Annotated in this window: 13 protein-coding genes; 8 read left to right on the top strand and 5 right to left on the bottom strand. The window is 70.0% G+C overall.

Annotated elements, in window-relative coordinates:
* The first annotated feature begins 3 nt into the window (after positions 1-3).
* A complete protein-coding gene (locus tag DIZ27_RS16210; RefSeq protein WP_109379114.1) occupies positions 4-663 on the top strand; it encodes a DsbA family protein in 660 nt (219 codons plus the stop codon).
* Positions 664-688: 25 nt separating this feature from the next.
* Here the strand turns inward: DIZ27_RS16210 and DIZ27_RS16205 are convergent, their stop codons facing one another.
* Both DIZ27_RS16205 and DIZ27_RS16200 read right to left on the bottom strand, forming a co-directional pair.
* Complete coding sequence (locus tag DIZ27_RS16205; protein WP_109379113.1) at positions 689-931, bottom strand: hypothetical protein; 243 nt, start codon at positions 929-931, stop codon at positions 689-691.
* A 316-nt stretch (positions 932-1,247) separates the two neighbouring features.
* On the bottom strand, positions 1,248-2,645 hold the full coding sequence (locus tag DIZ27_RS16200) for an amino acid permease (protein WP_109379112.1): 1,398 nt from the start codon (positions 2,643-2,645) through the stop codon (positions 1,248-1,250).
* Between the two features lie 394 nt (positions 2,646-3,039).
* Here DIZ27_RS16200 and DIZ27_RS16195 point away from each other — a divergent pair, with 394 nt between their 5' ends.
* From DIZ27_RS16195 to DIZ27_RS16175, 5 genes are all read left to right on the top strand, one after another.
* Positions 3,040-3,645 (top strand): biotin transporter BioY, encoded by a 606-nt coding sequence (locus DIZ27_RS16195; protein WP_109379111.1) that lies wholly within the window; start codon positions 3,040-3,042, stop codon positions 3,643-3,645.
* Between the two features lie 167 nt (positions 3,646-3,812).
* Complete coding sequence (locus DIZ27_RS16190; RefSeq protein ID WP_109379110.1) at positions 3,813-4,298, top strand: ribose-5-phosphate isomerase; 486 nt, start codon at positions 3,813-3,815, stop codon at positions 4,296-4,298.
* Positions 4,299-4,382: 84 nt separating this feature from the next.
* Positions 4,383-5,210, top strand: coding sequence for an Fpg/Nei family DNA glycosylase (locus DIZ27_RS16185; RefSeq protein WP_109379109.1), 828 nt, complete (start codon positions 4,383-4,385; stop codon positions 5,208-5,210).
* A gap of 184 nt (positions 5,211-5,394) precedes the next feature.
* On the top strand, positions 5,395-6,573 hold the full coding sequence (locus DIZ27_RS16180; protein ID WP_109379108.1) for a PP2C family protein-serine/threonine phosphatase: 1,179 nt from the start codon (positions 5,395-5,397) through the stop codon (positions 6,571-6,573).
* A gap of 91 nt (positions 6,574-6,664) precedes the next feature.
* The gene (locus DIZ27_RS16175; protein WP_109379107.1) at positions 6,665-7,159 is read left to right on the top strand and encodes an HD domain-containing protein; all 495 of its coding nucleotides are present in this window, start codon (positions 6,665-6,667) and stop codon (positions 7,157-7,159) included.
* On the opposite strand, the gene DIZ27_RS16170 is transcribed toward DIZ27_RS16175, so the two are convergent.
* Positions 7,156-8,391, bottom strand: coding sequence for an acyltransferase family protein (locus DIZ27_RS16170; protein ID WP_109379106.1), 1,236 nt, complete (start codon positions 8,389-8,391; stop codon positions 7,156-7,158). The genes DIZ27_RS16175 and DIZ27_RS16170 overlap by 4 nt on opposite strands.
* Before the next feature lie 654 nt (positions 8,392-9,045).
* Here DIZ27_RS16170 and DIZ27_RS16165 point away from each other — a divergent pair.
* Together DIZ27_RS16165 and DIZ27_RS16160 are read left to right on the top strand one after the other, a co-directional pair.
* Positions 9,046-9,240 (top strand): hypothetical protein, encoded by a 195-nt coding sequence (locus DIZ27_RS16165; RefSeq protein WP_109379105.1) that lies wholly within the window; start codon positions 9,046-9,048, stop codon positions 9,238-9,240.
* Between the two features lie 20 nt (positions 9,241-9,260).
* Positions 9,261-9,485, top strand: a complete 225-nt coding sequence (locus DIZ27_RS16160) for a hypothetical protein (protein ID WP_109379104.1) — start codon at positions 9,261-9,263, stop codon at positions 9,483-9,485.
* Between the two features lie 1,093 nt (positions 9,486-10,578).
* Here DIZ27_RS16160 and DIZ27_RS16155 read toward each other — a convergent pair.
* Together DIZ27_RS16155 and DIZ27_RS16150 are read right to left on the bottom strand one after the other, a co-directional pair.
* A complete protein-coding gene (locus DIZ27_RS16155) occupies positions 10,579-11,682 on the bottom strand; it encodes an XRE family transcriptional regulator (protein WP_258308397.1) in 1,104 nt (367 codons plus the stop codon).
* A gap of 283 nt (positions 11,683-11,965) precedes the next feature.
* Positions 11,966-12,331 (bottom strand): GntR family transcriptional regulator, encoded by a 366-nt coding sequence (locus DIZ27_RS16150; RefSeq protein WP_109379102.1) that lies wholly within the window; start codon positions 12,329-12,331, stop codon positions 11,966-11,968.
* Between the last annotated feature and the right edge of the window lie 169 nt (positions 12,332-12,500).

Below are 12,500 nucleotides of genomic sequence, written 5' to 3'. Positions count from 1 at the left end.
GACATGCCCGACACGTCCCCTGCCGCCGCCCCCGCCACCCCTGTTGACTTCTGGTTCGACCCGCTGTGCCCCTGGGCCTGGATGACCTCCCGCTGGATGCTGGAGGTGGAGAAGGTGCGGGACGTCAAGGTCCGCTGGCACCTGATGAGCCTCGCGGTCCTCAACGAGGACAAGCTCGACGAGCTGCCCGAGGAGTACCGCGAGATGCTCGAGACCAAGGCCTGGGGGCCCGTCCGTGTCGCCGCCGCGGCCGAGCAGGAGCACGGCGCCGAGGTGCTCGGCGACCTCTACACCGCGCTCGGCACCCGCATCCACAACCAGGGCGAGGGTCCGGAGAAGGAGGCCGTCGCGGCCGCCCTGAAGGAGGTCGGCCTGCCCGACTCCCTCATGGAGCACTGGGACTCCACCCCGTACGAGCCCCAGCTGCGCGCCTCCCACCAGGAGGGCATCGACAAGGTCGGCCAGGAGGTCGGCACCCCGGTCATCGCCGTGCCCGGCGCGGACGGCGAGCAGATCGCCTTCTTCGGCCCGGTCGTCACTCCCGCGCCCCAGGGCGAGGAGGCGGCCCGCCTCTGGGACGGCACCCTCGCCGTGGCCTCCGTCCCCGGTTTCTACGAGATCAAGCGCACCCGCACGAAGGGCCCGGACTTCAGCAACCTGTGACGGCGACGGGTCGCTCCGGGGCGGGTCACTCGGGGACGGGCACGCGGACGGCCTTGGGGAACGGCTTCATGACGAACCCCGTGCGCAGGTTGCGGCACTGTTTGCCGGTGTCCGGGTCCAGCACGTTCTCGCAGAGCCAGAACTCGTTCACGCCCGTGCGGCCCAGCCGCTCCTTGAGCCAGTCCTGCTCGGCCTTGTTCAGCTGACGATGCTGCTGGTCGGCGTCGCACGTCCAGCAGGGCAGCTTCATGGTCCTGGGTGTCGTCATGTGACACTTTGACCCGGAACGCCGCATACCGGAAGCCCCCGCGAGTCCTGTCCTCGCGGGGGCTTCCCTTTTTCCGCCTGCCGGGTGAACGGTGAGAAGACGATCACGAGGCAGGACGCTCATCGGGGCCTTGCGGGCCCCTGGAGTGCCGGGTCTCACGAACCTCTTACTGCCATGGTGTTGCAACTGCACGCTAGCAGCAGAAGGGGGTGGATCGTGTGCCCGGGACGCACGTGGGCATGGGAAAGGCCCTCGGCCGGACGATGCGTCCTGTCGAGGGCCTTCGCCGCCGCGGGAGGGGGCTTCGGGGAGGGCTTCAGTCCCCGGTGCCGGCTCGTTTCCGAGCCCGCTGCCAGGCGTAGCCCACGGCCGCCAGGACCAGGACCATGCCGCCCGTCGAGTACAGCTGCACGCGCGTGCCCGGTTCCCGCGCCATGAGGACGAAGACGCCCGCCATCCCGGCCAGCGCGATCCACGTCAGCCACGGGAACGCCCACATCCGCACCACCAGCTTCTCCGGGGCCTCGCGCTCCAGGATGCGCCGCAGCCGCAGCTGTGAGACGGCGATGAAGATCCAGACGACCAGGATCACCGCGCCGATCATGTTCAGCAGCCAGGAGAAGACGTCGTCAGGCCGCCAGTAGCTCAGCAGCACGCACAGGAACCCGAAGACCGAGGAGGCCAGCACGGCGAGCCGCGGCACCCCGCCCGAGACCCGGCTCAGCGCCTTCGGGCCCGGCCCGCGCTCCACCAGGGAGTAGGCGATGCGCGAGGCGCCGTAGATGTTGGCGTTCATCGCGGACAGCAGCGCCACCAGCACCACGACGTTCATCAGCTGACCGGCGCCCGGGATGCCGAGCCGGTCCAGGGCGGCGACGTACGGGCCGCTCTCGACCACCGCCGTCGAGTCCCACGGGACCAGGGCCACGATGACCGCCATCGAACCGATGTAGAACAGCGCGATCCGCCACATCGCGGTGCGGACCGCGACGGCGACGCCCTTGACCGGGTTCTCCGACTCGGCCGCGGCGATGGTGACCGTCTCCAGACCGCCGTACGCGAAGACGGAGGCGAGCAGCCCGATCACCAGCCCCTCGCCGCCGTTCGGAAACAGATCGGTGAGGTTCGAGGCGCCCGGGGAGTCGGTGCCCGGCAGCACGCCCGTGAGGGCCAGCACCCCGAGCACCAGGAACAGGGAGATCGCGCCGACCTTCAGTGCCGCGAACCAGAACTCGAACTCGCCGAAGTTCTTCACGGCCGCGAGGTTCGTGCCGCAGAACACCACCATGAACAGCGCCACCCACGCCCACTCGGGCGTGCCCGGGAGCCAGCCGGTGACGATCTTCGCGGCGCCGATGCCCTCCAGGCCGACGGCCGTGCACAGCAGCACCCAGAACGCCCAGCCCACCGTGAAGCCCGCCCAGGGCCCGATGGCCCGCTCGGCGTGCGCCGAGAAGGAGCCGGACGACGGATGCGCGGCCGACATCTCGCCGAGCATCCGCATCACCAGCATGACCAGCAGGCCGGAGAGGGTGTAGGCGAGGACGATCGACGGCCCGGCGGCCGCGATGCCCGCGCCGGAGCCGACGAACAGGCCGGCCCCGATCACCCCGCCCAGGGCGATCATCGACAGATGGCGTTGCTTCAGGCCGTGGGAGAGGGAGGACTCCTCCCGCTGCGGCGGTGTCTCGACGGAGGTGCTGGGAACGGGCACGGCTCGTCCAATGCGGGAGACGATGAAACCCCGTCAGTTTGGGCGGCCGCTCCCGCCCGGCGGAGAGGCTGCCCGCCATGTGGACACGCACCATACGGAGGGTGGCAATCCGGTTACCGGTGGGTGGCCGACGGGTCGCCCGGCGAGGGGCCGGGCGTGGGGCGCGGACGGCCGGTTTGGCGGGACCCTACAGACGCCGGCCGGGCGGCCCTTGTGGGAGGGGCCATGTCACCCCCGTGACCGGTATCACTCCGTTGCCCGGATTGGGCACGTTCTTTGTCCGGAGCCCACCATCCGTGTGGCGGCGCCTTTGTCGAGCGCTGACGGTGATCGGCTCGAGGGCGCTGGGATAGCGTCGCTGTCGTCCCCAGCCTCCTCACCCCGCGGAGTCCCCATGAGCACCGCTGCCGCCTCGTCCGCCCTGCCCCAGGAAGGCGGGGCCCGCGTCGGTCTGGTCCTCGCCGACCTCGTCCCGGCCTCCCGTGTGCGGGACGTGGCCCTCGTGGTCGGCGGTGCCGCGCTCACCGGCGTCGCCGCCCAGCTCGCCGTCCCGGTCCCCGGGTCCCCGGTGCCGGTGACCGGCCAGACCTTCGCCGCGCTGCTCGTCGGCACCACCCTCGGCGCCCGCCGCGGTCTCCTCTCCCTCGCGCTGTACGCGGTGGCGGGCGTCGCGGGTGTGCCGTGGTTCGCCGAGGGCGCGTCGGGCTACGGGGCGCCGTCGTTCGGCTACATCCTGGGCATGCTGCTGGCCGCGGTCGTCGTGGGCTCCCTGGCCCGTCGCGGCGCCGACCGCTCCGCGTGGCGGATGGCGAGCACCATGCTGCTGGGCTCGGCGGTCATCTACGCCGTCGGCGTGCCCTACCTGGCGCTGGCCACCGGCATGTCCGCCTCCGCCGCGATCGCGGCGGGTCTCACCCCGTTCCTCATCGGTGACGCCCTGAAGGCGGCCCTGGCGATGGGCGTGCTGCCGACCGCCTGGCGGTTCGTCAACAAGCGGTGACTTCTCGATCGTCCCCGGAAGGGGGCCGTCCGGGCGCACGTACAGCGCCCGGACGGCCCCCTTCTGCGTCGGTGACGGCCGTGAAGCCGTGTCTCGGAGCTGTGTCTGGGAGCCGTGTCACACGCCCCCGCGCGCCTGCCCGCGATCCCGCGTGTCACACTCGGACCATGCGCGTGTACCTCGGTTCCGACCATGCCGGATACGAACTCAAGAACCACCTCGCCGAGTGGCTCAAGGACGCGGGTCACGAGCCCGTCGACTGCGGGCCCCACATCTACGACGCCCAGGACGACTACCCGCCCTTCTGCCTCCGCGCCGCCGAGCGGACCGCCGCCGACCCCGACGCCCTCGGCATCGTGATCGGTGGCTCCGGCAACGGCGAGCAGATCGCCGCGAACAAGGTGAAGGGTGTACGAGCGGCCCTGGCGTGGAGCGAGGAGACCGCGGCGCTGGGCCGCCAGCACAACAACGCCAACGTGGTCGCGATCGGTGCGCGCATGCACACCTCGGACGAGGCGACGAAGTTCGTCGAGGTCTTCCTGGGCACCCCGTTCTCGGGCGACGAGCGCCACACCCGTCGCATCGACATGCTCGCGGACTACGAGACCACCGGCGACCTCCCCCCGATCCCGCCCCACCACCCCCAGCAGTGACCCGGCCAGGAGGCGGGAGAAACCGGGCGGGGGGCGGGAGGAACCGAGCGGGCTGAGAGAGTCGAGAGGGAGGGGAGCGAACCCGTGCCGGAGGGCCACACCATTCACCGGCTGGCCGAGGATTACGCCGGGGCCTTCTCCGACGGCACCCCTCTTCGGGTCTCCAGCCCCCAGGGCAAGTTCAGCGACGCCGCCGCCCTCCTGGACCGCACCGTCCTGCACACCGCCGAAGCCCACGGCAAGCACCTCTTCCTCGGCTTCCGCGACCCCGACCCCGAGCACACCGACTGGGTCCACATCCACCTCGGCCTCTTCGGCAAGGTCGCCCTGGGCCCGGCCCCCGCGCCCCCGCCCACGGACACCGTCCGGCTGCGCCTCACGCACCACGCGTCGTACGCCGATCTCCGCGGGCCCACCACCTGCGCCCTGATCACGGACACCGAGAAGCGGGCGATACACGACCGTCTCGGTCCCGACCCGCTGCGCCCGGACGCCGACCCGGACGCCGCGTACCGCAGGATCAGCCGCAGCCGTACGACGATCGCCGCGCTCCTCATGGACCAGAAGCTCATCGCCGGCGTGGGGAACGTCTACCGCGCCGAGGTCCTCTTCCGGCACGGTATCGACCCGTACCGCGCGGGCCGGGACATCACCCCCGCCGAGTGGGACGCCCTGTGGACCGACCTGGTCGGGCTCATGCGGGAGGGCGTCCGCAACAACCGGATCGACACCGTCCGCCCGGAACACACTCCGGAGGCGATGGGCCGCCCGCCACGTGTCGACGACCACGGCGGTGAGGTGTATGTCTACCGCAGGGCCCATCAGCCCTGCCACATCTGCGGCGAGGAGATCCGCACCGCCGGCCTCGCCGCCCGCAACCTCTTCTGGTGCCCGGCCTGCCAGCACCGGTGAGACCGGCCCGGCGGGGCGGGGCCGGTGCGCGGCGGGCGGGCGGAGCGGGACGTCCGGCACAATTTCCGCCGGACGACCACACGAGGGCGCCCGGTGAAGTTCACTGTGAAGTCGGTCCCCGGACGGGGGACAACCAGGACCTCCCGTGCCAAGTGGTCGCTCCGATGGATAGGGTCCCGAACTGATGGCAGCAGGACGAGAGAGGCGCGCAGCAGCCGACACGCTCACGGCCCGGGTGAAGAAGCAGTGGCACCGGGCCCGCGTCGGCGTGCGCCGGGCCGCCGTCGACTACTTCCGCGGGGACGGCTCCGACTGGATAGCCCTTGCCGGGCTGCTGCTGACGATCCCGCTCATCTCGGCCGCGACGCTCGCCAACTCCGTCTGGTTCGCACCGTCCGCACTGGTGCTGCCGATCGTCGCCGGCGGGCTGCTGCTCCGCCCGGCGAGTCTGCTCGGCCTGTACGCGGCGGCGGCGACGGCACTGATCGTGGAGGCCGTCCGACTCGGCCCGTACACCGAGGGAGCGTCCAGGGTGACTCCGGGCGTCGTCCTCACCGTGGCCGCCTGCGGCTTCTTCGGACTGGTCGTCGCCCAGTTCCGCAGCCGGGTGGGCGTGCCCTGGCGGCGCGGCGGCACCATGCTCTTCGACCTGCGTGAACGCATCAGGGTGCAGAGCCAGTTGCCGGCCCTGCCGAGCGGATGGCACCGGGAGATGGCCCTGCGTCCGGCCGGCGGCCAGTCCTTCTCCGGCGACTTCGTGGTCGCGGCCCGCACCAACGGCGGGCGCACGCTGGAGGTCGTCCTGACCGACGTGTCGGGCAAGGGCATGGACGCGGGCTCGCGCGCCCTGCTGCTGTCCGGCGCCTTCGGCGGCCTGCTCGGCAGCCTCCCGCCGCACGCCTTCCTGCCGGCCGCCAACGGCTACCTGCTCCGCCAGGAGTGGCAGGAGGGCTTCGCCACCTCCATCCACCTCGTCCTCGACCTGGACTCCGGCGACTACGAGTTGTACTCCGCGGGGCATCCGCCGGGTCTCCAACTCAGCGCGGGCAGCGGCCGCTGGGAGGAGAAGTCGGGCGACGGCCCGCTGCTGGGCGTGTACGACGGCGCACAGTTCGACCCGGTGAAAGGCTCGTTGCGTCCCGGGGACGTGCTGATGCTGTTCACCGACGGCCTGGTGGAGACGTCGGACCGGGACATCGTCGAGGGCATCGACCGCCTCACCGGCGAGGCCGACCGCTATGTCGCCGGTGGCTTCCACGGAGCGGCCTGGCACCTCATCGAAGCGGTCGCCAAGGACGTCAACGACGACCGGGCGCTGCTGCTGATCTGCCGCGAGGGCAGCACGGCCGCCCTGCCCCGCTGACCCCGGCTCCCCGCGCCCGGACCGGCGGCCTCCACCACTCTCCTGCCCCGCCCGGACCGTGCGGCACGGCGGGGGCGGGGACACTGGAGGGGTGACCGAGACACCGCGCAACCTGCTGACCCCCGCCCAGGTCGAGGCCATCGCCCGTGCCGTGCACGAGGGCCAGACCGACAAGGCGGGCGTGCCGTACGCCGAGCACCTCCGGGCCGTCGCCGAGGGCGTCCGGGACCGCGGCGGCGACGAGGAGCAGATCGCGGCGGCCTGGCTGCACGACGCCGTCGAGGACGGCAAGCTCTCGGAGCAGTGGCTCAGGGAGGCGGCACTGAGCCGGCGGACCCGGGACATCGTCCTCGCGGTCACCAAGCGGTCCGGGGAGCCTCCCGAGGTCTACGCGGCCCGTATCCTCGCGACCCCGGGCGCCCTGCTGGTGAAGGAGGCGGACCTGGCGCACAACGCCGATCCGGCGCGGCTGGCGGTGCTGGACGAGGCGACCCGCGGCCGACTGGCCGAGAAGTACGCGCGGATGCGCACACTCCTCGGCCTCGTGGCGGGGACGCGACCCGACCGCCCCGCGCCGGCCGACTAGGCGGAGACCGTCTCCTGCGTCTCCTGTTTTTCCCGGCCGTCCCGCTCCTCGTGGCCGTCCCGCTTCTCACGGGGTTCGCGCTCGCGGTCGCGGGCCGACTGCGCGGCATCCCGCTTGAAGGCCCATTCCATCTTCGGCTCCATCGCGAACCGGAAGACCCGCTGCACCGGCCTGGAGCACAGGAACGTCACCAGGACGGCCGCGAAGACGGTCACGGCGACCGCGCCGATCGGCTCGTGCAGCACGGAGGGCTCGAACCAGCCCCGGTAGTCACCGGCCTTCACCACGAAGCCGTGCAGCAGGTAGCCGTAGAGCGTGCCCGCGCCGAGCGCGGTGAACCACATGTGGCGGCCCGGCACCCAGGCGAAGAAGCAGGCAGTCAGCAGCACGGAGCAGCCGAACATCGCCAGCATCATGACGGGACCGGCCCACCACGGGGCACCCAACTCCTGTGCGGAGTCACGGTGGTAGAACCACCCGGTGTGCATCCGCGGCACCGCCCACCAGCCGAAGGCCAGCGCCGCCGCGAAGACCGGCACCGCCGCGATCCGTACCGACCGGCGGCGCACCAGCTGGAAGTGCTCGGGCTTCATGCACAGGCCGAGCACGAAGTACGGCAGGAACTGCAGGACCCGCTGGAGATCGAGGTCGTCGCCGATCTGGGGGGAGACGCTCGCCAGCATGGCGATGCCGAGCGCGAGCGGCAGCGGGTGGCGCACCGCCTTCCAGATCGGTGTGGTCAGCCGCCAGACGAACAGCGCGCACAGGAACCAGGTGAGGTACCAGGGGTCGAGGAGGCTGATCTCCTGCTGCGGGTCGTTGTCGATGACGCGCTTGAAGAGCGGATACGTCGTCTCGAAGATGATGTACGGCACGGCGACGCCGGTGATCAGTCGCCGCAGCCGGTCGGGACGCATGTCGAAACTGCGCGAGAAGTAGCCGGAGATGATGATGAAGGCCGGCATGTGGAACGAGTACACGACGGTGTACGCGGCTTCCATGGCCCGGTTGTCACCCTTGATGGGCTCCCAGAAGTGGCCCACGGCCACCAGCACGATCGCCAGGTACTTGGCGTTGTCGAAGAACGCGTCCCGCCGCTTGCCGGAGGCGGCCTTCGCCTTCTGCGTGCTCTGTGTGTCCTCCGTGCGCGGGCCCGGCGCTCCGGGGTCCGGCGGTTCGGCCGGGGGAAATGGCGTCCTGCGGTTGCCGTTCGGTTGCAGCGAGTCCGTCACCGAACCACCCGCCAGGAACTCGGGGAGGGGATCGGTGTGCTCGCTGCGCTTGCGGGTGACGAGGCAGCGTGGAACATCTGAGGCACCCTAGCGTTCGGCGTGGGTATTCGTAAAACTCCCACGTCATTCCTGGTCGTCGAATCCGGATACCCGCGATCCGCGAATGCAGACGGCTTTCTGGGAGTGACGGCCGACACATCGCGCGGGCAAGGGTTCCCCGTGCTCCATGGGCCCCTTTTGTCGTCATTGTTCCGGGCGAAGTGGCGCATATGCCCGCCGGGCAGGTCCGGTTGGATGTCCGTTTCGAGTCGCTTCGCGGGCTGCCGGGGGGCTCGTCGGGGTACGCGTGGGGGTAATTCGAAATAGCTGAGAAAGTGTTGTGCGAGGACGGCAACGATACGGTCGAATTCCCCGTGCGGGGGTCACGCCGAATTACTGTGCGATGCCGCGGCGTCGGCTCCGCGCGTGCTCCGCGCGGGCCGGTGCGGGTGCTTCGCGGGGAGGGTGCGCACGCGAGGCGCGGCCGAAGGGGAACGAACGGTGCGTCACTCGCCGCATAGGACGGCCCTGTTGGTGGCACGATGGTTCTGGCGGGGTGCGCGGGGATGCGTCGCCCGGGCCGGCGAAGCGGACCGACCGAGGGTGTGATCAGTTGTGGCCATTTCACTGTCTGTCGTGGTGCTGTTGGCGATCGTCCTTGTGGTGCTGATCAGAGGGGGGTCCATCAAGGCCGGACCCGCGATCGTCGCGATCCTCTTCGGCTTCTTCCTCGCCTCGACCGGCATGGCCCCGTCGATCAACCGCTTCCTGGACTCGATAGCGGACACGATCAGCTCGATCAGCTTCTGACCCCCGAGGGCGTTCGCGCGATGGCGAGGCCGGTGCGTGCGGTACTGGGCGATGTCCGGCTCGACTGCCGGATCTGCCGAGGAGACCTGTCCCGGGACCGGGAGGTCCTGCTCGACAGCTCCGGCATGGAGTTCATGAAGCCGGCCCGGGCCGACGAGAGCGCCACCGGTCTGATCTGCCGACGCTGCGGCTACGTCCACCTCTTCGCCGACAAGGACATCAAGCTCTACCGCGCCGACAAGTGACGAAGGCCGCGGAGGCGGCGGGAACGCGATCAGGGTCGGGCCGGAGGAAAAGTCCTCCGGCCCGACCCTGAGCCGTGTGGAGCGGGCGACGGGAATCGAACCCGCGTAGCTAGTTTGGAAGATCGGGTACACGCTCGCCGCACGACCTGGGAAGTTGCTGACCTGCGTGTTCTTGGTCAGTTCCCCGTGAGTCCCCGCCGTGCCCCGTCTCTTGCCAGCCTGACAGGCACGGGAGGGACACGGCGGGGCACGCTCACATCAGCGTGTTAACCCACGGGTAGGCCACTGCGGCTAGGCTCGCGGCCGCAGCAAGGCACCTCATGACCGTTGTGGCTGACTCCATCCGAGTCTTCCACGTCCGTCGTGCGGGCTTGCAGGCTGGCAGCGGGTGAGTGCACTTCCGCATCACGCGATACGCATTGCATTGCCATGCGTAGCACGGTACGGTGGGCCCCAGCTCGGGCATCGAGACTCCTATGGGTCGATGTTGCTCGGACTAGTTCTGTAGAAGCCGTGCTGCGCGGCCCTTTCCCCAAAGTGCGCGCAGGCACGGCTACAGACGTTCCCTATGAGGGACACCTGTCAGGAGTGTACCTGAGGGACCGTTGGCACTGCTTCGCATGCCTGTTGGCCAACCGCCCACTTCTACCCACCACTTGACCCAGCTCCCATCCCGTCCGCCGTCGACCCACACACCGTGGAGCGGGCGTGGTTCAGGGGCGTCAAGGTGGAGCGCGCCACTGTACGAACGACCTTGACGCCCCTGGGCCGCGTCTGCTCGGCTCTGCCTGGGTCGACGGCGGACGGGATGGGAGCACCCCGCGCACGCCACTACGTGCCCGCGCTCGGCAACGGCGCCCCCTCCATCCCGGTGCCGGCCGATCCCCCGCCGGAGGCATCGTCTTTGACCGCGGGCCGCCCTCTGCGGTGCTCGCCTCATGGCCTCCGGCCCTATCCACCAGTGGGCGCGCGTCGGCGCAGCGCGGGCGGAGCGGGCCGAAGGCAGGAGCGGCGCCCGGAGCGGAGCCGGGAGCGCGCCCGGCGGAGCGGAGCGCAGCCGGGGCTTGATGAGGTAGAGAAACCTGTAACTGGCCTAGCTGGCGCGGCTGAGCGCGGTCAAGTGATCGAGGTACTCCCGGCCCGTCGTCTCGTTGGCGAAGTCTCGGTTGATGATGGCTGCCAGTTCGCGGCTGACCATGAGCAGGGACGGCAGGGACTGCCGGTCGCCCTTCAACGCCCACTCGCCGTATTTCACGGCCTGGTCCAAGTCGCCCTGCCTGGCTGCCACCACACCGAGCGTGATCCTCGCCTCTGCCATGCGCATCGGCGATCGCTCGGACCCGTCGAAGTCTGTGCCCGCCCGGATGACCTCGCGGGCAAGGTTCTCTGCGAACCGGTCCTCTCCGAGCAGCCGGTAGCAGTCCATCGCGTAGAAGTCGAACTTCGCTGGGTCCACCACAAAGTGGTGATCCAGGTTTTCGGGGTACGGCATCCCTTCGAGGAGCTTGCGCCCTCGGTCCAACGCCACCTCGGTCTGTCGCCGGTCACCCAGCCTCGCCCAACCCTTCGCCTCTTGGGCGGCGAGCTGCACGGCCACGCCATGCGAGGGAGCCGACTCCGTCCCGGCCTGGGACGCTGCGAGGATTCCGCGGTAGTCGCCGGTCGTCAGTGCGAACCAGGCCCGCATCTCGTGGGCCCAACCGGAGATCTCCGCGTTGCCGGACTCACGAGCTAAAGACAGGGCCGCCTTCCGGGTGCTCTCGGCTGCGGCCCGGTCGCCCATGTCGTACTCGACGCATCCGATCAGGAGCGCCAGCCACCCGGACAGAGTGAGCACTTCCCGGTGCTGCGCGAGCGTGAGCCGCTGGGACTGGAGCCCTGCAACCCGCTTGAGCCACTGCCTGCCCTCGGCGGCGAGCTGCCCGCTGGGCAGATACGGGTACTCGGAGCACAGCCGGTCGGTGGTGATCCGGAGGGCATCAAGCGTGGCGTTGTCGACGTCGGACGCCTGCAACCTACTGATGATGTCCAGCGTCTCCATGCCGCTGACGGCGGCGATCTCGGCGTTCCCGTCTCGCTGCCCGGCTACCGGGAAGATCGCGTGGGTGACGGTGCCGAAGGTGGCCGCGATGATCGGTTGGTAGAAGTCACTCGGCATCACTTCGCCGGACTCCCACCGCTTCCACTGGCGGACCATGCTGGAACCCTCGGGCAGTGGCTTCGGTGCGTGGGCGCGCAAGGCGGCGACCACCTCCGCTTGTGACCACTGTCGGGCTTCTCGCTCTGAGGCGATCCGTCGCGCCCATGCCGGCCGTTCGTCGCTCATGTGCTGCCCTCCCGTCGGGGTGCTTGCTTCGAGTCTGGCACTCGGGGAGCTGGTGACACGGGGGGTGACAGGGGGTTGGCACCAAGGCTGTCCCCCAGTGACACCATGCCTGTCCCTAGTTACCCGATCGCGCTGACCGCATGGTGGATCACTGTCAGGCACTGCTCGGGGACTGGGAGCGCTTCTCCAACTCGGCTACTCGGGCAGCAAGTTGCTGAATCTCGGAGCGGATGGCGTTGATCTCGTCTCGGTTAACAGGCTCGCTGGAATCCTTCCCGGCCCCAGTCGTGCCCGTCGGGGTCTGTACGAAGTACCCCCGTGTCGGCACCGAGACGATCACGCCTTCATCGGTGAGCACCTTGAGCGCGTTGCCCACGGTCACGGTGGTGACCTTGAACCGCTCCGCCAACTCCCGTAGTGAAGCAAGGCGGTGCCCCGCTGGGAGCGCTGCGATCTCGTCGCGCAAGGCGTCGGCGATCTGGACCTTCTTCGGCCTGGGGTCGTGGGCTTCAACCGTCATGTGGCGAGCGTACCGACTAGCGCGACATAGCACAGCCTATGCCGCGCTACCTCTTGTGCTCTACTCTGCTCTATAGCAAGCTAGGTCATGCGGCTGTCATCGGCCGCGAACCCGGAGGGCGACGCATCTACCGCCAAGCAGTCCGCCGCCCTCCTTCGTCCCTCGAAGG

This window comes from Streptomyces sp. NWU339 (assembly GCF_003143855.1).
GTDB lineage: Bacteria > Actinomycetota > Actinomycetes > Streptomycetales > Streptomycetaceae > Streptomyces.
The sequence above is the reverse complement of the archived record's forward strand: the minus strand, read 5'-3'. Positions and strand labels throughout refer to the sequence as shown.

What these genes read in the sequence shown, in the direction of transcription:
- DIZ27_RS16205 (WP_109379113.1), bottom strand. Translation starts at nt 931, where the DNA reads ATGACGACACCCAGGACCATGAAGCTGCCCTGCTGGACGTGCGACGCC.
- DIZ27_RS16210 (WP_109379114.1), top strand. Translation starts at nt 4, where the DNA reads ATGCCCGACACGTCCCCTGCCGCCGCCCCCGCCACCCCTGTTGACTTC.
- DIZ27_RS16150 (WP_109379102.1), bottom strand. Translation starts at nt 12,331, where the DNA reads ATGACGGTTGAAGCCCACGACCCCAGGCCGAAGAAGGTCCAGATCGCC.
- DIZ27_RS16190 (WP_109379110.1), top strand. Translation starts at nt 3,813, where the DNA reads ATGCGCGTGTACCTCGGTTCCGACCATGCCGGATACGAACTCAAGAAC.
- DIZ27_RS16155 (WP_258308397.1), bottom strand. Translation starts at nt 11,682, where the DNA reads ATGGTCCGCCAGTGGAAGCGGTGGGAGTCCGGCGAAGTGATGCCGAGT.
- DIZ27_RS16180 (WP_109379108.1), top strand. Translation starts at nt 5,395, where the DNA reads ATGGCAGCAGGACGAGAGAGGCGCGCAGCAGCCGACACGCTCACGGCC.
- DIZ27_RS16160 (WP_109379104.1), top strand. Translation starts at nt 9,261, where the DNA reads ATGGCGAGGCCGGTGCGTGCGGTACTGGGCGATGTCCGGCTCGACTGC.
- DIZ27_RS16195 (WP_109379111.1), top strand. Translation starts at nt 3,040, where the DNA reads ATGAGCACCGCTGCCGCCTCGTCCGCCCTGCCCCAGGAAGGCGGGGCC.